Genomic DNA, 25,137 nt, shown 5'->3' on the forward strand with positions numbered 1-25,137 from the left:
AACCAGTATGATGTTTTATGTTTGTATCCCATTCAAGTAATGTTGTAAAATCTGTCAAGCTAATTTAGGATATTACATTTCTCCACCCGCAAACCTCATTTCTTGACCTGCAAACCTCATTTCTTGACTTGTGAAGCTCATTTCTCGACCTGCAAACCTCATTTCTTGACTTGTGAAGCTCATTTCTCGACCTGCAAACCTTATTTCTTGACTTGTGAAGCTCATTTCTCGACCTGCAAACCTTATTTCTTGACTTGTGAAGCTCATTTCTCGACCTGCAAACCTCATTTCTTGACTTGTGAAGCTCATTTCTCGACCTGCAAACCTTATTTCTTGACTTGTGAAGCTTATTTCTCGACCTGGAAACCTTATTTCTCGACTTGTGAAGCTCATTTCTCGACCCGTGTACCTCATTTCTCGACCCGTGTACCTCATTTTATTATCTTAAAGGGTCGTTTTTTTACTCTCGCATCTTTAGTATATACTCCCATCGATCAATGCCGTAGTTGTAAAACTCAATTTTTCGAACTTTTTTGTTAGAGAAGAAGATTCCGGGATCCGCGATAGTTTGTGCTTGCAAGAAAATTCATGTGGCAGAAAGCAAAAGAAAAATAACGGTCAATAAGAGCACTGATGTGGCTCTGTCTTTTGCTGAGTTATATCAATTTCACGATGGTACGATGGGTCGAGAACATCAGCAACACTAAATATCTTATTTGTTTCATTTTTATTCCACGAGGACCCTGCTGTCGCACGTGTCCCCAAGTGTGATCGTTAAGGATTATAATAAGAAGTATTGATGAAGAAATTGTAACGGTGGAGGGGGTGTGCTGAGCTATTGCGGCCAGACTTCAGCGTTGATATGCATTATTTTTCAGCCCTGCAAGGCTCTATTCTGAGACATAAATAAACATCCGATGATGCTTTCGTAACCGAAAAATCACCGGATGTTTATGGTTTAAGTAATCAGATTAAACATTAGCAAAGGCATTTTCTAAATCGGCTTTAATATCATCGATATGTTCTATACCAACCGATAAACGTAGTACGCCGGGTAATACACCGGCAACATTTTGTTCTTCCACGCTGAGCTGTTCGTGAGTGGTTGAAGCCGGATGAATAATCAGCGTTTTTGCGTCACCAACATTGGCAAGGTGGCTAATCAGGTTTAGATTGTTGATGATTTTATCGGCTTCGGCCGTGCCGCCTTTTACTTTGAACGACAACACGCCGCCAAAACCGTTTTTGAGATATTTTTTTGCCAGTTTGTGATAAGGACTCGAAGGCAATCCCGGATAATATACGGTTTCAATTTTAGGATGCTTTTCAAGCCATTGGGCCAATTCCAGGGCATTGTCAACGGTACGCTGAACACGTAACGAAAGTGTCTCCAGCCCCTGAATCAGCTGAAAAGAATTGAACGGGCTGATGGCCGGGCCAAAGTCGCGCAGCCCTTCTACGCGCGCCCTGATGCTGAACGCGATATTGCCAAAGGGGCCGTCGGTGCCAAATACGTCCCAGAACTTAAGACCGTGATAGCCTTCGGATGGTTCGGTGAATTGGGGAAATTTGCCATTGCCCCAGTTAAAGTTTCCGGCATCCACAATAACACCTCCAACGCTGGTCCCGTGGCCGCCGATCCATTTGGTTGCCGATTCGACTACGACGTTGGCGCCATGTTCAATGGGGCGCACCAGATAGCCGCCGGCGCCAAAAGTATTGTCAACAATCAGAGGAATGTCATTCTCAGCCGCAATGGCCGCTATGGCTTCAAAATCAGGAATGTTAAAACGTGGGTTTCCGATGGATTCCAGATACAGGGCTTTGGTATTTTCATCGATCTGTTTGCGGAATTCTTCGGGTTTATCGCTGTCTACAAAACGGACTTCAATACCGAGACGCTTAAATTGTACTTTAAATTGGTTGTATGTACCGCCATACAGATAGGCCGTTGAAACAATATTGTCGCCGGCACCGGCGATGTTGGTGATAGCCAGAAATTGTGCCGCCTGTCCCGATGCGACTGCTAGTGCTGCCACGCCACCTTCAAGCGCCGCCACGCGTTTCTCAAAAACATCGGTGGTGGGATTCATGATCCGTGTGTATATATTACCAAATTCCTTCAGCCCAAACAGGTTGGCGGCTTGTTCCGGATTGTCGAATACATACGATGTGGTTTGATATATGGGCACAGCCCGTGATTTGGTCGTAGGGTCTACCTCCTGACCCGCATGAACTTGTAGAGTTTCGAAATGTAATTTTTCTGTTGACATAATAGATGAATTTTAAATGTATGGCTCTTGTTTTATCTGATAGGGTAAACAGTTGGAACGGTTGACTTGTTTATTTTTCTGGTTTATTCTGTTTAGTGTTTATCTATAAAGTCCAACTTCTGCGTTACGCTTGCTCTCAAAATGGTCATTTACGGGAGTAAACTCACATTTTTCGAGCTGCGCAAGCCTTGAATTTGAATTTTATATTTTAAACACTTAGTTTATGGACAGGCTCTATTTAGTGCGCATGAAAACCCTTTGTTTTTTGTCTTTGAAAAGAAACTGTCAATGACAAGATTTTTGCACGCAAGGCGTTTACCAGTTATTCCTGCAAAACGGCCTCTGTTTGGTTTACCGATATACTCAGAGGCGTTGGATTTGATAAATTATCGCGCACCGGACAACGGTTTTCAACGGCTTCGAGCCATTGGTTTAATGTGTCAGGGGTAGCATCGCTATCAATGTTTAGTTTTACATTGATGCTTTGAAACCCGGCTCTTTCATCATTCGAAAGGCCAAGAAAACGTGTCGGATTTAATTGGCCTGATACTTCAATGGTCAGTTTTTGAAGATTTATACCCAGTTCTTTAGCCACAACGTGTCCAACAACATTTAGGCAGCCTGCATAACCGGCCAGGATGTATTCCACTGGGTTTGGGCCTTCGTCGTTGCCACCCATTTCTGCCGGTTCATCAACAATAAGTTTGAATTGTCGGGTTTCGACGTCCAAACGCGTCGTGTTGCTGTTGTTGCCTTTTACTGAAAAAGTTAAATTAGCCATGGTCTTGAATTTTTTAGACGTTAGTATTGATCTTTTTTGTCAATTCCGATTCTTCGTTGTTGACATTACAAAGATGGCAGATACAGATAAATCCTGAAATCCCGTAGATGTGGCATTTTATATACCATAAACAGGGTATATAATAGAGGAATATGATGGCAGCGATTGTATCAGGAGTTTGTGCGTGCGATGCCTGGAGATAATTGTGGTAATGGGAGGGGGGCTATAGGGTTGCTTTATGAGTGCGGCACAGGGCGAGTCGACGATTCTTTTGCCAGTTGGTGGCAAAAATTCTGATTTTGATCACCCGAATGGCCTTTGATCCATTTGAATTCAATGAATTTATTCTGACAGAGATTATAGGCCTGCTGCCAATGTTCTGCATATTTCACTTCCCTGCCATAGGCTGTTTGCCAGTTGTTGTGTTTCCAGAAATGACACCATTGGGCCAGCCCGCGAATGACAAAACGGCTATCGGTATTCACCTGTATTTTTTCAAACGGCCGGAGCTGACGCAATCCTTCGGTAACGGCTAACAGTTCCATAAGATTACTGCTTCCCGTTTCAAACGTGTGACTAAATATCATTTGTGCACCATCCGGGGTCTCAATAAAACCCCCATATCCCGATTGTTGGGTCTGGCAGGCATGCGAACCATCGGCGTAAATTTTATGAATGTTGCCCGTTTCGGAATCGCTACCTGTGATTGCCAGCTGTTCATGGCGTCTATCAACCCGGATATAACGGTTAAAATCAGACTCTTTTAAAAAGTTAAATCCCTCGATGAAGACACAATTAATGTGCTGTCCGGCCTCTACTTTTCCGTTGATTGCCGAACGAATAATTTTTATCAGCTGATGTTCATTTGTTTTAATTAGTGTCCGCAAGGCAACCCCCTTTTTTTTGTTTTGTAACGTGTCTAACTTATTTGTTTCGTTTAACAGGAGGGTGTTATCCTTAATATTATAGTGCAGCGTTAGAGACTCTGCTTCGTTGTATATTTGCCCATGTATATTTGATTCATCATGAGATTTTATTTGCAGTGTCAATTTGATTGGTGGCTTCATTTGCGGTGCTTATTGCAATGACTGTGCTAATTTTACGCCCAGGTCATAGGCCTGTTCCATGGTATCCGGTTGTTTTTTTATGGCGCCTTTTTCAAACGCTCTTAAAACAGGCAGCGAACCAACAACCTCAAAGCCCAGTGCTTCCATGGGACGTTGCATGGCTTCAATGGCAAACCCCAGATCGCTGATTGTATCTTGTTCGCCTATAGCAGCGATGACCACTTTTCGGTTTTGATTGGCAAGCCGGCTGCTCCAGCTGCGTGGCCGGCTGTTGTTGTCAAATTCGTAAAAACAGTATAATCGGTCGATAAAGGCTTTCATCCACGATGTGATGTTATAATTATGCACCGGTGAAGCGAGTATTAATCCTTGTGAGGTTAAAATATCGGGGTAGAGTGTCGACATGCCGTCGTTTATTTTCGTGCAAACCTTGTCTTTTCTGCATTTTTCGCACCCAATACAACCGTTTAATTCAATATCTCCCAGATTGACATTTTCAAAATCAAGGTGTTCGTTTTTCACACCTGCGGTTATTTGGTTTATTAAAAGGTCGGTATTACCATTTTTTCTGGGGCTGCCGCCAATGGCAAGCACTTTTTGAATGGGTGGTTTTATCGTTGATGCTGTTTTAATTAATTCTTCAAAGTAGATTCTCATTACCATTCTGGTTTTTAATTCATCGTAAAGAAGGGTTGGATGTCGGTTAATATATCGATTTTTTAGATATAATACTCGATATTATCAATCCATCCGGCTTTAATCGCAAACATGATGAGTTCAGAACTGCTGTTAACATTGAGTTTACGAAATATATTTTTGCGGTGTGTCATTACCGTATGGAAGCTGATGTGTTTTTTGGCTGCCATCTCTTTTGTCGTCATACCTTCGGCAATCATCTTAACAATGGCGGCTTCGGTGGTTGTGAGTTGCGGCAAAGCTTCCGTTTTATTTCTGCTAACAGGATTTTCCATCATAAGGTCAAGGACCTCTTCACTGTAAAATTTCTTCTTTCGCATGGTTGCTTCCATGGCCATGAGCAATTCTGACCGATCGGTGGTTTTACAGATGATATTTTTTACGCCGGCCAGCGTCAGTTCATTAAAATCAGGTTTTAATACCTGATTGGTTAAAATGAGTATTGAGGTTTTTGGATGGTTATTAATCAGCTCATCAATGGCGTGTATTGAAGGATAATCAAAGGTAGCATGGTCTGTTATCAGCAGGTCGACTTTTTGACTGGCCAGTAGTTGTAACAGGTGATCGTAGTTTTCGGCCACAACAACAGGTTGGTATAAAGAGGTCTGAGCTACGACGATTTTGAGTGATTCGGTTACCAAAAATTGAGAATCGGCTATAACTACTGAATATTTGGGCTTTGATAGTGGCATAAGCTTCAGCGTTTATTGTCGGGTTAAATACTTTAATTCGAAACCCCCTCAAGGCAATGCCCGTTGGGGGTTTCGTGAGTATATTAAGAGAAGTTCGTATTCTCTTTTGGGTTGTTATTTCTCTTTTTTACCATTGTTTTTGCCATCGTTTTTACGGGACTGATTTTTCGACTCTTCTTTAGCAGCCGGCTTTTCGGTCTCTGGCGCTTTGACTGTATCCGCCTTTTTATGTCGACGTTCCAGTTCTTTGAGAACGGCATATTTGGCGGCGGCAATGGTTTCACGGTTTACCTTTTCGGTGATGCGGCCTTTGGTCAGATCATCGAATTCGATGTATCCATCCATTAGCAGCAACTGGGTAATCATATTGTTAACCACCGTTTCGGCAGAGTAACCACGGGCTTCGTACAGCTTATCGGCGCCTTCCATGAACTCCTGTGCAAATTCAGGATAGTTGGGTAAACTCATCAACTCTTCATAGGTTTCCGAAAAACTGGATAACTCAATATTCAGGTTCGGTGTTACCAACAAAGGACTGAATTCTGTTGATGGATCTTTTGGTTGAAACAGGTTCACATTGGTCATATCCACTTCCACCTCCGGATCATCGAAACGCACAAAACGAGCTTTCATCATTTTATCCAACTGGTAGAGATAGAAATTGTACCGCCATGTTTCGCTGCTTGTACGGCCATTGGTGAATACATGTGGGTACTTACTTCGCACAATTTTACGAACCTCATTACGTATGGCATTCATTTCCCCGCTGCCGGCTTTAATATCCTGAATCATATTGATTAATGCGGCCGCAGCTTTTTGAGGACCTGAAATTTCTTTTCCTTTTTTGCCAATTTCGGTTGACATGATGGCAAATTGTACTTTTTTACCTTCACCATCGCCGTTGGGGCCACCTTTCAATACGTTAATCAGCTGATAACGGTTTTCAATCTGATCTTCCTGTGCAATAAAAGGCTGTCCTCCGGGCGTGCTGGCCAATCCATCAAATATTTGGATGAATATGTTGCGGCTGATCATTACGGCATCGGTTTGGTCACCATTGACCAGCGCTGCCATAAAGCGGTTTTTAACCAGATCGAAAGCGACCGATTCGATGGTCCAGTTTTGCTGGTTATGCTCAATGGTTTTACCATTGAAAATTTGGTTTACCACCTTTTCGACGTCTATCTTATCCATCATTTTATAAGATGAACAGAGATAGAACCTTTTTTCGGTCGGCACATAATCCCAGTCCAGAATGTCGTCCAGATAATTACCATGTTGAGCCAATACCTCCACAATGTTTTTATCGGCGGTATAGCGACTCAGAGAACGTTGGAAGTTGGGGCCATCCTGACTGGTGGCTTTTTCCATTCGTTCGCCGTGTGAGTCAACATACAAGAGGAAGTTTTCCGGATTATTGACACGTGTCACGCCACCTTCTTCTTTCGAGAAGTTTTGGGCCGTGAGCATAATATCAATTTTATACGGCATATGTATTTCACAGAAGCCGGAAATAGTGCTTCGTGAGTTCAGGTCCGTCACATTGCTGTCGGCACTGGTTTCGAACAAATACTTGTAGTATTTAATGAAGTCAGGGTCGAAATCGGTGACGCGCGAGAAGTCGCCTTCTTCGGTGCCGAAGGCATAAATATTGCCTTCTTTGTCGCGAAATACATGGAACATATCACCGGCAATCAGTTTGACCGATCGCACACCCGCCAGATTCTGACGCAGCCATTTAAGCACCAGTGCCGCAATCATCTCAGATTTACCAACGCCGCTGTCGCCATCAATTTCGACGGTGAATATGGATCCGTCTTCCATTTCAATGGCAAATAGTGACCCGTGTTTGGGGATGCCGCCCATCTCTTTCACCTTTTCATTGAGCATGGTAAGCCATGGCTTCTTGATGTTGCCGAAATAATCGCCTTCCTTACGCAGTGGCGTGATCACTGTTTTGATGTTGCCTTTGGGGCCTTTGATATCAAAGAATCCCACTTGTGGAAATGAAATTACTTTTTCGGGTGCTCCCAAAAACAGCAGTACATCGGGCAGGAATCGTTGCGCCTCGGCCAATGTTACATCCTGATACTGTAACAAGCGGAAAAAGTCGGTTAGATATTTGATATATCCTTTTTGGAACACAATGAGCTGTTTAACCACACCGTGCTGAACAATTTTACAGCGATAGTCATCGGGATCGAGGTTGCCAACAAATTTGGCCAAACGACGTTCAAAGAATTTGGAACTGGGCTTGATGCTCAATGATTTGATGAAATCGTACTTTGATTTGCCGCGATTCATATCCAGCAGGTACATCGGTTCATCAGTGGTTCTGTCGACTCTGTAATAGGGGAATTCTCGTTTTTTGGCGTCGGTAACAATACGGGTGTGCAATTGCACCGGTTGTTCAACCGATATGACCCCACATTTAATCATCAAATCATTAATCCATGATAACGATCCGTTGTTATACTCCTGCAGGGTTTTGTCCTTCATCTCATAATTACGATAAAGGGTGATACCATGCTGAACCATCTGGTTGACACTGGAGTTCTGACGTCTGAAATGGGTTTCAACTACTTTTTTCAATGTATGCAGATACTTGTGGTAGTAGTTGGTTCCTTTGGTGATATTTTGAATATGAATAATAAAGCTCACCACCCGATGAGTGACTTCTTCCAGCAGGTTTTCACCCACTTTGATGTCCTTTTTGCGGCTGATGTAATTCATGATGTCGTTGACCTCACGCGGCAGTATCTCAGTGATAAGGTTTTCGGTGATAATCTTTAAGTCGGCATCTTCCGTGTTGTCAATTTGTTCCTGCAGATAAGTGAGTTTTTCTATAACCTGCTGGTGGAACGATTCGTCGTTGCGTAACAAAAAGATGTTCAGAATTTTTTCGGCCGGCGACAGCGTTGGGTCAAGCGTACGTTGTTTCACCACATTGACAATAACGCCGAAGCCGCGCGATGAAATGCCCAGCTTGTTGAACTCAGGTGTGGTACGCAGGCTTTCGAGTAACTGGTTCAGATATTTTTCCACATCCAGATCCTGAACTTTTAAGCCCGTCACCTCTTCATAATGAACACATGCCGTTTCGAGAATTTCTTTGCGGCTGGGCTCAATGGTATGTTGCTCAAAAGGCAGGTTGAAATGCAACAACAGTTCCTGTATGTGTTTTTTCAATACCACATTAACACCTTCCAGCCGGGCCACGTCGCGGTATGCATCCCCGGTAGCCGAGAGGGCCAGTATTTTCATCTTGGCGTCGGAGAACAGCAGGCGTTCCATCTCAATCAGGATTTCGCGCATAATATTCCGTTCGTCCGGATCGTCCAGCACGTGGTGGTTGGGGTTAAATGTTTTTTTGTTGTAAATGTATTTCAGGATAGAGGCTTTGCTGAAGCGTGATGCCACTATGTTGAAATTCAGATCCTTAATCTGTGGTATTTTACGGTAAATTTGCGGTAGCAGATTTTCGTATATTTTGGTGAAAGCGCTACTTTGTATGAATTCTTCCACGTTTCGGCAGTTGCCTACATCGCCCTGAAATTCAATCACCGAATTTTCGGAGTCGCCAATGGTGGTCACTGAAACGCCGCTAACCTGTGGTGATGCATGATAAAGAGAACGGTTATCGTTAATTTTTAGCGATTTGTTAACCGGTTTCTTCAGCGAGCGTACGGTTTTGAAATCTTCGAAGACACGTTGCAACCAATCGTTTTCCTTTAACGAAGGAAACAGATGTTTGATGATTACAGCACTGTCGGCTTCGCTGCCCAACTCTTTACGTAACGTTTTGTATTGTTTCCAATAGTTGAGGTACAATGTGAGGGCAGACCGAAGCTCTTTTTCAAATATATCGTAGCTGTTTTTGCTGCCTTCCAGGTAACCACCCAGCGCGAAGCGGATGACGCCGGTTTTGTACGGTAAGGCGCAAATGCCGCGTTCTTCCCCTACAGCTTTACTGAATACTTCCAGATCGTTGTATGAGCCGAAGTCCTTAAACAGCAAATTGAAGAGGTATGAACCGTCTGATTCAATTATTTTTACGTTGTCAACGTCAACAGCTTCTATTACTTCGTGGGCAATGCGTTTGGCCATTTCCAAACGGATATTTGATTCGCGACGGAAGTTTTTGTTGACACGGAAACGGTTTAGTCCTTTGACTAACTCGCCGGAATAATAAACGAAGAATGGAACATCTTTGTATTTGAAGTCATCGGGCAGATTCAGAATATCCAGTTTGGCCAGTGCAACCAGCTCTTTAAGCAGGAACAGGTGCAACGGGCTGCCTTCAAACATGGACACAGGTTTATCGCCTTCGGCTTTGCCGGCAGATCTGGTTTCTGTTTCGGCTACAATGAACGACTCAATGACGTTGCGTATTTTGCTTCGTGAAGCATCTTTGGGGAGTTTGGTCTCCAGTTTATCCTTTAACGTTTTTGCTTTGATGGCAACATCGAGCACGCCGTTGAGGAAATACAAGGAAGCACTATTTCCGCGAATGGCCTGATTACGTTGTTTGGCGTATTCTATCACATTATTCATTGCCGGGGTGGCAACGATAGCCCCCAGACGATCGCCTGAGCCCGCCAGATTTTTGGTGGTCGACAGTGATGAAACAACCCTTATTTTTGACAATAAATTTTCGTTATTGAAAACATATCGCGAAATAGATCGCCATTTGGGTAATAACTCATCGTCAATTTTTACGCTATCGGTATAGGCTTCGTCGAGTAACAGAGTTATTTTACTGTTGTTGACGAATTTGAGAAATTCGATGAGGTTTTCACGGTTGAAATCTGAGTAACCTGTCGGATTACTGGGGTCGTTGATAATAATGGTGACATTTTCGCAGAAGCGGTCCCACAAATTGCCCGAAGGATCGAACAGTTGCAAGGTGCTTTTGATGCGTCCCAGCTTGGCATGAATACGTTCATAGTCGATGCGCTGATCGTCGAGGTTTTCAATTTCAATATCGAACGGATTGATGTTGAAACGTTCCTCAGAGAACAGGTCGGTATATTCCCATGCCAGAATTTTGTTGTAGATGATATAGGGCTTTGGCTGTTCATCTTTGTTGAACAACAAATCACGAATAATCATTTGAACATCGTCGGAAATGGATGTCTTGTCCAGATTTCCCAAATCACTGACGAAGCTTTTGATGATTTTTTTATCGTCATCGTTCAGCTGTTCAAAATCTTTGTAAACGCCCAGGTCAATGAGGATGTTCTTAAAACGTCCTTTGTTATCGGCTTCGTTATCAACCTTGGTGATGAATTTCTGGTAGCGCTCGAGAAAGAGGTTGACGCCAAAATTTTTGTGAAAGTGATTGTGTAATGTTCTTTTGTAATTGTCGGGGATGAAGTTGAGGATGACTTTACATCTTTTCAGTATCGTTTCATCCAGAGACTTCAGCGGTCGGCTTTGCAGATATTCGCCATAGGTGCGTATCTGGTTACGGCCACCGCCTTCGAGTATGGTTGCAATTCGAACAGCAGGGGTGCTGCTGTAGAAATATTTACGTATTTTAGTTTCAAAATCTTCTATCAGTTCATTGTTTTGCGCTTTACGTTTTTTGTCGTCGGCCGTATTTTCAATGAATTGAATAAAATCGCGTAACCGTGCCAAAGAGTATCGGTCAATCAATATCTGGCGGGAAAACGCATCAAATTTATAGAGGTTGAGATTTTTAACTGCATCGGAGGTTTCGCCCAGTTGTTCCTGTTTCAGCTCGTCCAGTTCCTGATTGTAATCATTTATTTTTTTATCAATCAGGTCTTTAAATTCCTTCAGATTCTTGCGGTTTACATTTTCAAGAATCAGTCTGAGGTTGAGCTGTGTATTGGCCGGTGAGCCCAGTTTTTTGGTGTGAACTTTATTGAGGGTGTTAATGAGCCCATTGTGGAAGCTAAAAACCAGACTGGTGTTTGACGATACCGATTCGGAAGAGTCGTCGACCACTACGATACGCGACAGGAGAGGGAACCATTTGGTTCCGGCAAACATATTTTTGCGCATGTGTTTCACCTTCACCACAAATACGCTGGAGGCGTCGTCTTCCATCATTTGAAAGAGTTCTTCGCCCTTGATATTTTCTACAACTTTAACGCAGCCTTCGCCTAATACTTCTCCTTTAATGAGCTCAACTGCCATGTCGGAGTTACCCGAAACCACGGTGCGTATGAAGCCGTTAAGCCCTTTGAAGTTAACAGCCCATTCGGTGCGGTGCAGGAAATTATTTTTTTCGGCTTTAGTGGTGTAGTGGGTGCTCTGGTTAATCATCTGGTCGAGCGTGTCCATCAGGTAGTTCCAGTGGGCCTCATCGATGTCACCAATAACGCCAATCACATCACGAAAACGGCGTAATTCTTTGGGTGGATTACCAATTAAAATCCGGGCCAGAAAAGAAATGGTTTCTTCGGTAACCGGAGGCGTACCGACTGAAAAGTCGTGACCGGCACGTATGTTGTGGATCCACTCTTTCTCTATTTTATCAACAATGTCATTGTCAGCAAAATAGCCTAGTTTTTGGCTGAATTTTGTCTTAAGTGAGGTGTAAACAAATGCTTTTGAATCCTCGTGAGGATACAGCATTAGTGATACGTCGGTGTAGCCGGGTATCTCTTCCTGGAATTTTAACAAATACTTCTGGATCTCAGCCTGCTGACGAGCCGGATCGTTAGGCTCCTCATGACATAGTCGTACAAATGACTTGAGATTGTCGAAGACAAAGTTGGGTAGAAAAACCTCTGCCCGTTCCCCCAACGACCGGTAAAGGTCGATGTATTCACGTGCCTCTTTTCTTAAAAAAGCTTTAGGGAGTCCTTCGATTTGCATGATATATCTCTCTTTTAGATTATGTTCTTAAAAATCTTTAATACTTCTTTTAAACCAACTTTAAAATTAAAGCTAAATGGTTTATATATCTTCAAAATGTTACAAATATACTCAAAAAGGAATTAAACAGTAGTTTTGTTTAGCCAATTCCAGATTAAATTCATGTTTTTATGCTTTTTTGACACAACGCATATTTCTTCAATGTATTTTTATTGGCAGGGGTTCATTGAAATATGAATGTAGTAAGGTGGTTGCTGCACTATTATTGGTTGAGTTGGGGTTTGTGCCTTTACAATTTAGTGATTGCTCTAAAATTTTGGCGACGGATTAAGAGATTTCATTTTTGAGGCTTTGGCATTTACCTGATTGCCGGACGAAGCGTTTGTATATCATCTTCTGTCCGGCAAATGGTTGTCCACAATTCGTAAGTCGAATTAAGTGGTGTCAGTAAATTGTTGTTATTGCAGTTTTCTTCGGCTATTTCATATTTTTCAGATACTTAAACAGCTCGCTTTTGGTTGATAGAATAACCTGCGTGTTTTCGTCGAATGTTTTTTCAAAGGTTTCCATTGATTTCAGAAAAGCATATAACTCGCGCGACATTGCTGATCGGTTGTAGGCGGCCGCGTATATTTCGGCAGCCTTAGCATCTGCTTTACCCATAATTTCTTCGGACTGGCGAAAGGCTTCAGACTGAATGGTTTGCAGGTCACGTTCTTTTTGACCGTTGGTTACAGAGGCTTCACCCATTCCTTCGGAGCGAAATTTCTCGGCAATACGTGTCCGTTCGCTTATCATTCGGTTATAAACTTGTTCCTGTACTTCGGGTACGTAATTGATGCGCTTAATTTTGAAGTCAAGCACCTGTATGCCCAGGTCGGTTGTTTCCTTGTTAGCTGCTTCCAGTATCATTTGTTGGATTTTTTCGCGGCCAATTTCGATGGATAAAAGCGTGTCGCCTATCATTTCACCTATCACGCCTGAAGATTGTGGCGTTCGATTGGTGGTCCGCACCACTTCTTCGAGGTTATGTCCTGCTACAAAATCACGCGTTTCGCCGTCCAGAATGTCTGCCAGTCGGGAGATGGCGCCTCTTTCATTGGTTAAACGGATAAAAAATTTAAGGGGATCGATAATTTCCCAACGGGCATAAGTATCTACAAAGATATATTTTTTATCCTTGGTCGGGATTTGGTTTGGATCGCCATCCCATGCCAGAAATCGCTTTTCAAAATAGTTGGTTTTTTGAATAAATGGCGTTTTGAATTTTAAACCAGATGTGGTAATGGCTTGTCCCACAGGTTTCCCAAATTGGGTGATGACAACCTGTTCGGTCTCTTTGACAATATAGGCACTTTCGAAAATCAGAATTAGTGCGACAATTGAAGAGAGTATAACGATGATTAATTTTTTAGTCATGGTATTGTAGCTTTTATATTATTGGGCCGCTTGTTTGGTGTTCATTTGCATTTGTAAAAGTGGCAAAACATTGTTGCCTTCCTGATCGGTAATGATTTTGTTTCCCAGTTTGGGCAGCACTTTTTGCATTGTTTCCATGTAAATACGGCGTTTGGTAACATCCGGCGCTTTAATATATTCATTGTAAAGCATATTGAATCGTGCGGCTTCACCCATTGCGGTGTTGATACGTGCAGTGGCGTAACCTTCGGCTTTTTGGATGGTTTCCTGTGCCTGACCATGTGCCCGTGGAATGACTTTGTTGTATTCCGATTTGGCCTGGTTGATAAGGGTTTCTTTTTCCTGTTGGGCCTGGTTTACAGCATTGAAGGCGGCTTTCACCTGATCGGGCGGGTTTACGTCCTGTAATACCACTTGCTCAATTCCAATGCCCAGAGAGTAGTCGTTACAAATACTTTGAACCAGCTCTTTCACTGTTTGGGCTATTTCAGTCCTACCTACTGTTAGGACTTCATTTACCGTACGATCACCAACGACCTGGCGCATGGCCGATTCGGAGATGTCGCGCAGGGTACTTTCCGGATCACGTACCATAAACAGATATTTGTAGGGGTCTTCAATACGGTACTGAACCACCCATTCCACATCGGCCAGGTTGAGGTCGCCTGTAAGCATGAGCGATTCGTCGGCGGTATTTTCTTTGCTGTAATCCGACCGGGTTGAACTTGAAGTGGTTCGGAAGCCGAATTCTTGTTTTTGTTGTCTTTCAACAGCGACTTTGGTGACTGATTCCAAAAATGGGATTTTGAAATTTAAACCGGGTTCAACCAGTCGGGTGAATTGTCCAAAGCGGGTAATAACACCTGCTTCTTCAGGTTCCACTTGAAAAAAACCACTCCAGACCACGGCAAATAATAGAATGGCCAGCAGAATGCTTTTTATGTTTTTCAAAATGGTTTGCAGACCCGGAGGCAGCTGGAAATTGTTGAACTGTTGTGTTGGCATCTTTTTTAATTATTAAGTTACTTTTTATGCGTTTGCAATGTTTCTGAGGAATTTCCTGACGGCTTCCACTGTTTCCACTTTATAGATGGCATTGGTGTGTTTAATGCCCACCTTAACGGTAACGGCACTTTCGGGCAACGCTGAAAAGAGGTATTCGTCGGTCCAGTCGTCTCCAATGGCCATGATGAAATCGGGAGTCATATTTTTCAGGAAATTATTGGCAGCAGAGCCTTTATCAATGCCGCCTGTTTTGACTTCAATGACTTTGTTGCCTTCCATAATTTCGAGGTTATGGTTGGCGATCATTTCGGTTAGTTCGTTTCGAAGCTCTTTGGCTCTTAGTTCGCCCAGCTCAGCTTCGGCGCGTCGGAAATGCCATACCAGCGAATAGTTTTTTTCTTCGATGAAGGTGCCGGGTGTACGGTCAACATAACTTTCGAGGATGGGTCTGATCATTGGCATCCATGAGTTGGAAGTGTTGGTCAGCATTTGCCATTCGCCTTTAGCCCTGCGCAGCCATACGCCATGTTCGCAGATTAAATTAACATTCTTACCTTCAAACCAGCGTCCCAGAGTTTCTTTGTCACGACCACTGATAATAGTGATGCTGTTGTGTGGGTTTGCAGTCAGGTCGTCAATAATTTGGTTCAGTTCAGCGTCGGGCTGTACTTCCTGAGGGTTGTTTTTAAAGCCCATGAGAGTGCCGTCGTAATCGAGGAATATGGCCCTGTTGGTTGTCTTTTTGTACCGGGCAATAATATCATTGCTGAGTTGAGGCGTAATTTTCTTGGCCAGAAAATCTTTTTGCATCCGGTTAACGCGTTGCAACATATCAACAAAGTCGCGGGCCCATTTAAAGACGTTGTATCGTTGCAATCGTTCCTGTATGGATATCATTCGGGTTTTTTGTTCTTCGGGTTCCATCTCGAGTGCCTGCAAAATGGCTTCTTCAACTTCTTTCTCGTCGTTGGGATTAATCACGATGGCTTCCCCCATTTCTTTAACAACTCCGGCCATTTCGCTAAGAATGATGACGCCATTCTGATGAATTCGTGAGGCGACATACTCTTTGGCAACGAGGTTCATGCCATCGCGCACGGGCGTGATCAATGCCACGTCGCACATGCTGTATAGTTCTACCAGATTTTGAAAGGGCATGGAACGATAGAAATACCAGACAGGCGTGTAGTTGATATTTCCGTACAGACCATTGATGCTTCCCACCAGTTCTTCAACCTGTCTTTTTAGTCGTTGGTAGTGAATGACGTTATTACGTGAAGGTACGGCCAGCATGATAAGCGTTACCTTGCCGAGGTATTCGGGGTTGCTTTCCAAAAAGCGCTCGAAAGCCCTCAGTCTGTTGGGGATACCTTTGGAATAATCCAGCCGGTCGATGGATAAAATGAGTTTTCGTTCGGGATCCATCAGGAAATATTTTTCCAGTTCCAGATGAATTTCAGAGCGGTCTTTGACCGGCGTGTTGTGAATACGTCGTGTTTCGTCTGCAAATTTTTTGTAATCGATGCCCATTGGGAAGGCATCGGCCAAAAGGATTCGTTCGTTGATGTGAATTTCGTTAAAATCAATTTCATAGCCAAACAAGCGACGTACGCTACTCAAGAAGTGACGTTCGTAATCGTAGGTGTGAAAACCAATGAGGTCGGCTCCTAACAGACCATTCAACAGTTGTTTACGCCAGGGCAGAATCCGGAATATTTCGTAGGAAGGAAACGGTATGTGCAGGAAAAAGCCGATGGTGATATCGGGTCTTTTGCTTTTTACCATTTGTGGCACCAGCATGAGTTGATAATCGTGCACCCAAAGGTAGTCGTCATCTTCAACAATCTCCAGTATTTTGTCGGCAAATATTTGGTTGACGGCAACGTATGATTCCCAGTATTCGGGGTGAAAATCAACATATTGGGCAAAATAGTGAAAGAGGGGCCAGATGGTATTGTTACAAAATCCTTCGTAAAATTCTTCAATTTCGGTGGCCGAAAGATGAACCGGGACACAGCCTTCTTTCTGCAACATGGTATCGATTGTTTTCAGTTTGCTTTCCTCAATGGTATCAGAGGCTATACCCGACCAGCCAATCCATGAACCGTTAAAATCTTTATAAACTGAATTCATGCCGGTGGCTAAACCGCCAACACTGGGTGTTAGTACGGGGTCGTTATCATTAAAATCGATGCTAAATGGGAGTCGGTTTGAGACAATATGTAGTTTTTTCATAAATAATATAAACTTTAGATCAATGCTTGGGTTATTTATTTGTTTGAAAGTGTGAATGTTCGCAAATATTCATTGTTTTAGCGCTTTGGTAATTTGCGTTCAGTCATTTTTAGTTTTTCATAATTAACGTATTTTTCCCTATTTTACAAATCTAAATCATAATAATTTCCAATTAAATATGAAGAAACAATGTGAGAGGAATCTCGACTACGGCGTTATAGGAAATTGTCGCAGTGGCGCTTTGATATCTAACAAAGGAAGTCTGGAATGGTTGTGTTTGCCCAAGTTTGATTCGGGATCGGTTTTTGGAAAGCTGTTAGATGTTGACAAAGGCGGAAGTTTCGAAATTTTTGTTGAAAACGAATTGCATATAACACAGAGATACGACGGTCATACAAATATTTTGGTTACCCGTTTTGAAAGCCTCGAAGGCGTGTTTGAACTGCACGATTTTATGCCTCGTTATAAACTTGACGGCGGGCAGTATTATACGCCGCCCGACATGATTCGCTATATTAAATATGTATCGGGTGCGCCGGTGATTCAGTTTAAATACGACCCGCGTTTGGAATATGCTTTGCACGATACGAAAATTGAGATTTTCCCGAGTTTTGTGAAAGCGACAACAGCCAAAGGCGATTATGATTCGATGTATCTCTATTCGAGTATGAAAATTTCGGATGTGGCATGCCAACAATCCATCACGATAACCAGGGATGAGTTTTTGTTGATTAGCTACAATCAGAAGTTGTTGAAACAGACCGTTGAGCGTTCGTATATGAAACTGGCGCGAACCAAAGCCTATTGGTTGACATGGTCTGACCGGACCACCCGGTTTTCGAAGTATAATGATGTGATTATCAGGAGTTCGTTGACTTTAAAGTTGTTAAGCTACGATAAGTCGGGTGCTATTTTGGCGGCACTGACGACCTCGTTGCCCGAAACCATTGGTGAGGTGCGTAACTGGGATTACCGTTTTTGTTGGATTCGCGATTCTTCAATGGTGATTAAAATAATGACAGATCTGGATCATTACAGTCTGGCTCACCGATATCTGAGGTTTATCACCGATTTGCTGCCCGAGAAGGATGAGAAAATACAAATTATGTATGGCATTAACGGCGAAAAGCGGTTGACTGAAACGGAGTTGGGGCATTTGAGCGGTTACTGCAATAGTTCGCCGGTACGCATCGGTAATGCAGCTTACAAGCAGAAGCAACACGATATTTATGGTATTTTGATGGATGTGATTTATCAGCATTTCAGTTTGTTCTCGGTTTCATTGGAGCATAGTGAAGAGTTGTGGACCATAACCCGGAATATTATACGTGCGGTGCAGCGTAACTGGAAACGACCTGATAAAGGTATTTGGGAAATCCGCGAGAACAACAAACATTTCACTTTTAGCAAGGTGCTGTGCTGGGCTGCGGTTGACCGCGGCATTAAAGTTGGGGAGCTGTTACAGCAGCATTCGCAGGTGGCCGAATGGGTTAAGCTGCGTGATAAAATTAAAGCCGATATATACCTCAATGCCTGGTCGGAGGCTAAGCAATCGTTTACGCAGGCTTATCATAGCGAGGATTTGGATGCTTCGGTGTTGTTGATGGAGACGTATGACTTTATTTCGGCGGACGACCCTAAATATCAGAGTACGGTGCTGGCTATTCAAAAGGAATTAGAGTACAAAGGACTGATGTTTCGTTATCGAAATAAAGATGATTTTGGCACCCCTTCGTCGGCTTTTACCATCTGCTCTTTTTGGTTGATTAAGAGTTTATATAAAATTGGCCGGAAAGAAGAGGCCATTAAAAAATTTGATGATTTGTTAAGTTATTCCAATCATTTGGGACTTTTTAGTGAGGATTTGGATTTTGAAACTAAAAGACTGATGGGTAATTTTCCACAGGCTTATTCTCATCTGGCTGTGATTGAAACAGCCATTGAATTGGCAGGAGGTAAGCTGAGCAAGGAAGAGATGTTGCTTCAAATTATTCATTAGCCGATTTTCAGAAAGTGTTTACCATGGCGTCAGATATATAATCATGTTTGTCTCTATAGTCCAAATTATGCGTTGCGTTTGCTCTCAAAATGGTCATTTACACCAGTGAATAGACATTTTTCGAGCTGCGCAAGCTTTGGGTTTGAATTTTTCTTATCAAGCATCTGGTTTCTTTGCTAATACTATGTGTTGATTTTTAGAAAAATTTGAATTCTTAAACGTGCTTTTGTTTCTACTGCCTATGGCTGTCTTTATGAGACCTCTGTCTCAAGGTGTCTGATCCCATTTACTCAGGGTGTCTGATCCCATTTACTTAGGGTGTCCGATCCCATTTACTTAGGGTGTCTGATCCCATTTACTGAGGGTGTCCGATCCCATTTACTGAGGGTGTCCGATCCCATTTACTGAGGGTGTCCGATCCCATTTACTTAGGGTGTCTGATCCCATTTACTTAGGGTGTCTGATCCCATTTACTCAAGGTGTCCGATCCCATTTACTCAAGGTGTCCGATCCCATTTACTCAAGGTGTCCGATCCCATTGTCTCAAGGTGTATGAGACTACTGTCTCAAGGTGTATGAGACTACTGTCTCAAGGTGTATGAGACCACTGTCTCAAGGTGTATGAGCTGAAAAAGGGTGTTTGGTCCCCCCTTGTGAAACCTGGTCTCTTTGTATCGGTGCCGAAGTAATAGCTGTTTACGGGAAATGTCATTGTCCGATACATGATAAGTCTGTTACTGGTGTTGATGAATCAGCTTAGCATCTTCTTTTTTTTCCCAGCGTATTCGACTTTCATTATTAAATGGACAAAATTTATTTTTTGTTATTCATTTTGCCAATTGTTTATTTTCAGTAATTTAGATGATCGTTTTCAAATTCCCGGAAGGTTGTGTTTGTTTTAAGACGCTGTTGTGGTGAGGGTGGGGAAGCGACTTGTTTTATTCAATATATATATAGAATTACGCTTAATGTGCTATAAATAGTAATAATGATATGGGGGCGTTAGCGGGCATGGTAGGACGACACTGCAACAAGCAAACAACCTGATTATAAAAAAGATATTAAGGCAAAATGAAAACGATAATACTTCTGATAATTTTAACAATCCTTCTTTTTAGTGGATTTCTGATTTCACTGATAATTGGATTGATTAAAAAAAGAAAAAGTTTGATTATTACCTCGATATTTATTTTTATCATTTTCATCGGATTTGGTGGCTGGACAGGATTGACAATTACTAAAAAATCGATTAATAAAGTAAAAGAGACTTTAAAACCCCGGACGGGTAAAGAGATTTATATTGCACTATTTGGAGAACCGACTGATGATTGCGTAAAAGTAATAAACAAACAAGACCAAGAATTTCCTGTGATTGACTACGCAATTTGGTTACATTTTGAGACTTGTCCGATTGAATTAAAAAGGATTTTGTCTCAGCATGACTACAGAGATGAAAAAATTTCGACAATGGATTGGAGTGGAGATATTCCATATGGAGAGAGTATTGATTGGTTTAATCCAAAATCGATTGGTGACACGATATTAGTATTTGAATACTCGACAAATAATAGTAGGAATATTCAGACTTTATGGACTTCAATAGATAGTACGATTGTATATTGCAGAGATATAAATGATTGATAATACAGATAAAATAAACCACGACCCGCTAACACGCAATATAGCAAAAAGCGGTGAAGTGTTTAATTGTAGCGGGTTTAGCCCGTTTCAGCTTCATCTCGGTTTGATAGTGAAACGCTCGCAATCCGCTTCATGCCATATTGCCACCGTTAGCGGGCATGGTAGGACGACACTGCAACAAGCAAACAACCTGATTATAAAAAAGATATTAAGGCAAAATGAAAACGATAATACTTCTGATAATTTTAACAATCCTTCTTTTTAGTGGATTTCTGATTTCACTGATAATTGGATTGATTAAAAAAAGAAAAAGTTTGATTATTACCTCGATATTTATTTTTATCATTTTCATCGGATTTGGTGGCTGGACAGGATTGACAATTACTAAAAAATCGATTAATAAAGTAAAAGAGACTTTAAAACCCCGGACGGGTAAAGAGATTTATATTGCACTATTTGGAGAACCGACTGATGATTGCGTAAAAGTAATAAACAAACAAGACCAAGAATTTCCTGTGATTGACTACGCAATTTGGTTACATTTTGAGACTTGTCCGATTGAATTAAAAAGGATTTTGTCTCAGCATGACTACAGAGATGAAAAAATTTCGACAATGGATTGGAGTGGAGATATTCCATATGGAGAGAGTATTGATTGGTTTAATCCAAAATCGATTGGTGACACGATATTAGTATTTGAATACTCGACAAATAATAGTAGGAATATTCAGACTTTATGGACTTCAATAGATAGTACGATTGTATATTGCAGAGATATAAATGATTGATAATACAGATAAAATAAACCACGACCCGCTAACACGCAATATAGCAAAAAGCGGTGAAGTGTTTAATTGTAGCGGGTTTAGCCCGTTTCAGCTTCATCTCGGTTTGATAGTGAAACGCTCGCAATCCGCTTCATGCCATATTGCCACCGTTGGCGTTCATTGTAAAAGACCATACTGCACAATTAAAATTGATTAGAAAACAAGACAATAAATATGAAAAGACTAACAGCAATTTTATTAATCGGATTTATAATCACAAGTTGTTCCGTTAACAAAAAAGAGATTATCATTCTTAAAACACTTGACCAATTCGATACACAGGAAGAAAATGAAAGACTTGGTGTTGATATTTTAAATTACATGTTCCCAGTTTTTTTACAACAAGAGTTTCCAGACTTTACCCAGACTGATTTAAAAAATATTACTTGGCAGTATTTCATTCGTGAGAGTGATAAGCAGGTGTCGTTTAGATTAATATTAAGTAATGAGGCATTGTCGAAAAAAGACAATATTACTGATTTCTTCGAAAAAACAGTAAATGAACAGGTAGAACGACAAGTTCAAGACAAGGAAATTTTTGATAAGGCAGTAAAACTTACTGAACAAAGTCTTGAGCAACTTGACAATGGAGAGTTTGATAAATTTTGGAGTAATTCAGATTCGATAATGCAAAATATGACATCTAAGGAGGATTTTTTTGCAACTATTACTGATAGAGAAAAAATTAAAACAATTGGCGGAGACAGAGTATATCATAGTAAACAGTACTATAAAAATATGCCGAATTATGAGGAAAAGGATTTTTATGTTATAAACTTGACTTTTGAGAAAGACAAAAATATGATGGAACAGATTACTTTTCAACTGGAAAATGGAGAATTAAAAATTGCAGGATATACAAACAGATTACCGAACTAATTACTATTATAAAAATATGAAAAAGACTCTTTGCATTATTGCTGGAATTGGTTTTACACTTGGATTAATTGTTCATGTAATTTCATTATCAGAAATTTATATCGGAGATAAAATCCCTTACATTTGGGGATTACATGTAGGAATATTTGTTGTTTGGCTACCTGCGATTTTAGAATTAAAGAAAAATCCTGACTTGAAACAACCAAGTTTTGGAACAATGGCAAATCCTTTCAAGTTTTTCGGTTCAATTTTTAAGGATACTCCAAAACCTGTGATGATTATATCGGTTGTGTTTTTCTTTTACGCTATGATTAATTTCTTTTTGTTTATGCAAGCTGGAGAAGGTGGAGTACCTGATATAATGGACGGTAAATTTGTGATTCATAACCACGGTTCGATTATTAGAGAATTGACAGAAACAGAATACAATAGAATGAGAGCTAACGAAATTCGTGGATTTTCAGGACATTGGATGGCATTTTATGGATTAGCAATGGGGATTTTATGGCCGAAAAAAGAAACATACCGTCAATAAGAAACACCAGGCAGGTAATGTCCTCTTGTCAACATTACCAAGCGCAAAGAAAATGGCAAGATGTAACAGGTATCTGCGACGAGGGACAACCGGAGTCAAAGAGAAGGCGAACAGAAGTCAGAGCAGCCTCATAGTATCAGTGAATTCGGGGAAGTACCATCTGAGCGACCCGAAGGAGGGAAGGGGGATTGTCAGTTAATATGGTTCGACTAAACAGAGAGCATGGATTTACTCAGAGAAATCGCCAACAGGCAAACAAAATTTAGTTGTATAAAGCGCAAGGCGCAGGAAAGCCCAGCAGAAGAATTTACATCGTTAGCCCATCATCTAACGGAAGAATATTTGCTAACAAGTTTCCGAAAACTAAGGAAAAATGCAGCAAGTGGAATAGATGAAGTTAACGTACATGAATACGAACTGGACTTAATTCTGCGCATAGAAAATCTACATGCGAGGCTAAAGAGTGGAGCCTACCATGCCCCCAATATCCGCAGAGTATGGATTGACAAGGGAAATTAACAGAGGAGCCGGATACGGGAAATCTGTACGTCCGGATCTGCGGGGGGATAGGTGGAGTAATCCGCTATTCTATCCCGATTGAGGCTAAGGCGAAAAAAGAGCAGTTGAACATCCCAAATCATTTTTTGTATCTTTGTTTCAAAAACATAAATATGGATATTCAAGCAAGAAAAATACATTTTGTACAAGAGTTCTTAAGACTTAGGAATGAAGGACTCATTGACAAGTTTGAGAAATTATTACGTTTAGAGAAAATGAAAATTTATGAATTAGAGTTGTCATCAATGACAATTGAACAACTAAACACAATAATTGATAATGCTGAAGAGGATTCAAAAAATGGAAGAATGACTTCTGCTTCTCAACTTAGAAATGAAATTAATTCATGGACTTAAGAATTTTTTGGACTGATACCGCAAAATACCAGCTTGAGGATATTTTTGATTATTATAAATCAAAAGTTTCCATTAAAACTGCCAAAAAGATTGTTGGAAAAATAGTTGACAAAACTTTGACTTTGAAAAAAAATCCAACTATCGGACAAAAAGAAGAACTTCTCACCGAAAGGAAAAATGAATATCGATATTTGGTAGAAGGGAACTATAAGATAATTTATTGGATTGAAGATAACTATGCTAAAATTTCAGCAGTTTTTGATTGTAGACAAAATCCCGTAAAAATGAAAGAATTATAAAGCCCAAGGCATATATAGGAGTCTGAGCGGTCGGCACGACCCGGCGATTACTCCAGGTTGAACGACATCCCGGTAGAACTACAACAAAATACTATGGACCTACTGTCGTTTTTTTATGTTTTTGAGAAGAATGCCCATGCTTTCATTGTGTTGCTTTAAACTCTTTGTGTTAAAAAAAAGAGCATTTTGCAACTCAAAAGTTAAAAACCAGTCTCTTTTTGGCTTAAAACCTACCCTTTAGACAATACAACACCTAACACCTAACCTCATGTTCATGAAGTTTTTAAGGGAGGTGTTTTGTTGGTTATAGCAACTTTGCAAAAAGCATAGAAGGCAGATGTCCTGCGGGTGACCGAATCCCGGGTAAAGTTCTAATGACAATCAGAGGTCCCTTTTTGCAATGAGGACATTTGGTCACGTCAAGCCCGGTTAACCTTAAAATGCGTTCTGAAGCTGTTTCTTCCTTTTTGGGTGCCATCAACTGGGCAATGTCAGGCTTCTCATCCGGCACAAATTGCAAATTCAGATGGCGCTTTGTGGAATGGTGATAAATGCCGAATCGACGGATGCGTACGTAACCATCCGGCATGACATGCAGGCAGAATCGATGCAGAAACTCTTCACCTTTAAGTGATACCGGTTTCTTTTGTGCCCGGTCCCGGTAGTCTTTGGCCACGAAAGTGACGTGTGTTGAGTTAGCGTTCAAATAGTTCCTTATTATTTAGTGCTGTGTTGATTTTGAATGAATTAAGGGGTTTGGGATCCGTTAAATTTTTTATTGTATATGGCTGTCTGTATGAGCCCTCTGTCTTAAGGAGTCTGAGCTGAAAAAGGGTGTTTGGTTCCCCCTTGTGAAGCCGGGTCTTTTTGTTCTGGTGTCTGAGTAATAGTATTCAGAAAAACGGGAAGCCTGAAATTGTCGATTCAGACCAAAGCCGGTTTATTTCTCCACTTTGGATTGAATACCTTTAAAATCAGTAAATTTAAATTGATGTTGACGGTAAATATTGTACTCTATAGCTGAGA

18 protein-coding genes and 1 pseudogene are annotated in these 25,137 nt (G+C 41.4%); 8 read left to right on the forward strand and 11 right to left on the reverse strand.

From position 1 onward, the window contains the following. Positions 1-72: 72 nt before the first annotated feature. From ACT3CD_RS11975 to ACT3CD_RS12020, 10 genes are all read right to left on the reverse strand, one after another. A complete protein-coding gene (locus ACT3CD_RS11975; protein WP_444645870.1) occupies positions 73-393 on the reverse strand; it encodes a hypothetical protein in 321 nt (106 codons plus the stop codon). 578 nt (positions 394-971) lie between these two features. Further along, positions 972-2,273, reverse strand: a complete 1,302-nt coding sequence (locus ACT3CD_RS11980; protein ID WP_444645871.1) for an O-acetylhomoserine aminocarboxypropyltransferase/cysteine synthase family protein — start codon at positions 2,271-2,273, stop codon at positions 972-974. 322 nt (positions 2,274-2,595) lie between these two features. Next, the gene (locus ACT3CD_RS11985) at positions 2,596-3,054 is read right to left on the reverse strand and encodes an OsmC family protein (RefSeq protein ID WP_444645872.1); all 459 of its coding nucleotides are present in this window, start codon (positions 3,052-3,054) and stop codon (positions 2,596-2,598) included. 236 nt (positions 3,055-3,290) lie between these two features. After that, positions 3,291-4,121, reverse strand: a complete 831-nt coding sequence (locus tag ACT3CD_RS11990) for a ribonuclease H family protein (RefSeq protein ID WP_444645873.1) — start codon at positions 4,119-4,121, stop codon at positions 3,291-3,293. Between the two features lie 9 nt (positions 4,122-4,130). Then, positions 4,131-4,778, reverse strand: coding sequence for a flavodoxin family protein (locus tag ACT3CD_RS11995; protein WP_444645874.1), 648 nt, complete (start codon positions 4,776-4,778; stop codon positions 4,131-4,133). 62 nt (positions 4,779-4,840) lie between these two features. Next, a complete protein-coding gene (locus ACT3CD_RS12000; RefSeq protein WP_444645875.1) occupies positions 4,841-5,509 on the reverse strand; it encodes a response regulator transcription factor in 669 nt (222 codons plus the stop codon). Positions 5,510-5,623: 114 nt separating this feature from the next. Then, complete coding sequence (locus ACT3CD_RS12005) at positions 5,624-12,358, reverse strand: aminotransferase class I/II-fold pyridoxal phosphate-dependent enzyme (RefSeq protein WP_444645876.1); 6,735 nt, start codon at positions 12,356-12,358, stop codon at positions 5,624-5,626. 477 nt (positions 12,359-12,835) lie between these two features. Continuing rightward, positions 12,836-13,777, reverse strand: a complete 942-nt coding sequence (hflC, locus tag ACT3CD_RS12010; RefSeq protein ID WP_444645877.1) for a protease modulator HflC — start codon at positions 13,775-13,777, stop codon at positions 12,836-12,838. A gap of 18 nt (positions 13,778-13,795) precedes the next feature. Continuing rightward, the gene (hflK, locus tag ACT3CD_RS12015; protein ID WP_444645878.1) at positions 13,796-14,782 is read right to left on the reverse strand and encodes an FtsH protease activity modulator HflK; all 987 of its coding nucleotides are present in this window, start codon (positions 14,780-14,782) and stop codon (positions 13,796-13,798) included. Between the two features lie 24 nt (positions 14,783-14,806). Beyond that, the gene (locus tag ACT3CD_RS12020; protein ID WP_444645879.1) at positions 14,807-17,017 is read right to left on the reverse strand and encodes a bifunctional alpha,alpha-trehalose-phosphate synthase (UDP-forming)/trehalose-phosphatase; all 2,211 of its coding nucleotides are present in this window, start codon (positions 17,015-17,017) and stop codon (positions 14,807-14,809) included. Positions 17,018-17,195: 178 nt separating this feature from the next. Here ACT3CD_RS12020 and ACT3CD_RS12025 point away from each other — a divergent pair, with 178 nt between their 5' ends. From ACT3CD_RS12025 to ACT3CD_RS12060, 8 genes are all read left to right on the forward strand, one after another. Further along, positions 17,196-19,016 (forward strand): glycoside hydrolase family 15 protein, encoded by a 1,821-nt coding sequence (locus ACT3CD_RS12025; protein WP_444645880.1) that lies wholly within the window; start codon positions 17,196-17,198, stop codon positions 19,014-19,016. A 1,071-nt stretch (positions 19,017-20,087) separates the two neighbouring features. Next, on the forward strand, positions 20,088-20,657 hold the full coding sequence (locus ACT3CD_RS12030) for a hypothetical protein (protein WP_444645881.1): 570 nt from the start codon (positions 20,088-20,090) through the stop codon (positions 20,655-20,657). Positions 20,658-20,875: 218 nt separating this feature from the next. Then, on the forward strand, positions 20,876-21,445 hold the full coding sequence (locus tag ACT3CD_RS12035; RefSeq protein ID WP_444645881.1) for a hypothetical protein: 570 nt from the start codon (positions 20,876-20,878) through the stop codon (positions 21,443-21,445). Between the two features lie 213 nt (positions 21,446-21,658). Continuing rightward, positions 21,659-22,363: a DUF4019 domain-containing protein gene (locus ACT3CD_RS12040; protein ID WP_444645882.1), complete on the forward strand. Its 705-nt coding sequence runs from the start codon at positions 21,659-21,661 to the stop codon at positions 22,361-22,363. Positions 22,364-22,379: 16 nt separating this feature from the next. After that, the gene (locus ACT3CD_RS12045) at positions 22,380-22,898 is read left to right on the forward strand and encodes a hypothetical protein (RefSeq protein ID WP_444645883.1); all 519 of its coding nucleotides are present in this window, start codon (positions 22,380-22,382) and stop codon (positions 22,896-22,898) included. A gap of 222 nt (positions 22,899-23,120) precedes the next feature. After that, a complete protein-coding gene (locus tag ACT3CD_RS12050; protein ID WP_444645884.1) occupies positions 23,121-23,417 on the forward strand; it encodes a hypothetical protein in 297 nt (98 codons plus the stop codon). 152 nt (positions 23,418-23,569) lie between these two features. Next, positions 23,570-23,812: a hypothetical protein gene (locus ACT3CD_RS12055; protein ID WP_444645885.1), complete on the forward strand. Its 243-nt coding sequence runs from the start codon at positions 23,570-23,572 to the stop codon at positions 23,810-23,812. After that, entirely contained in the window at positions 23,803-24,111 is a 309-nt protein-coding gene (locus ACT3CD_RS12060; protein WP_444645886.1) for a type II toxin-antitoxin system RelE/ParE family toxin, read from the forward strand. The genes ACT3CD_RS12055 and ACT3CD_RS12060 overlap by 10 nt, the downstream gene beginning before the upstream one ends. A 304-nt stretch (positions 24,112-24,415) precedes the next feature. On the opposite strand, the pseudogene ACT3CD_RS12065 reads toward ACT3CD_RS12060, so the two are convergent. Continuing rightward, positions 24,416-24,817, reverse strand: a pseudogene (locus tag ACT3CD_RS12065) (transposase); the annotation flags it as partial. Positions 24,818-25,137: the final 320 nt, after the last annotated feature.

The sequence above is a fragment of the Geofilum sp. OHC36d9 genome (genome assembly GCF_052400685.1).
Classification (GTDB): Bacteria; Bacteroidota; Bacteroidia; order Bacteroidales; family Marinilabiliaceae; genus CAZHHH01.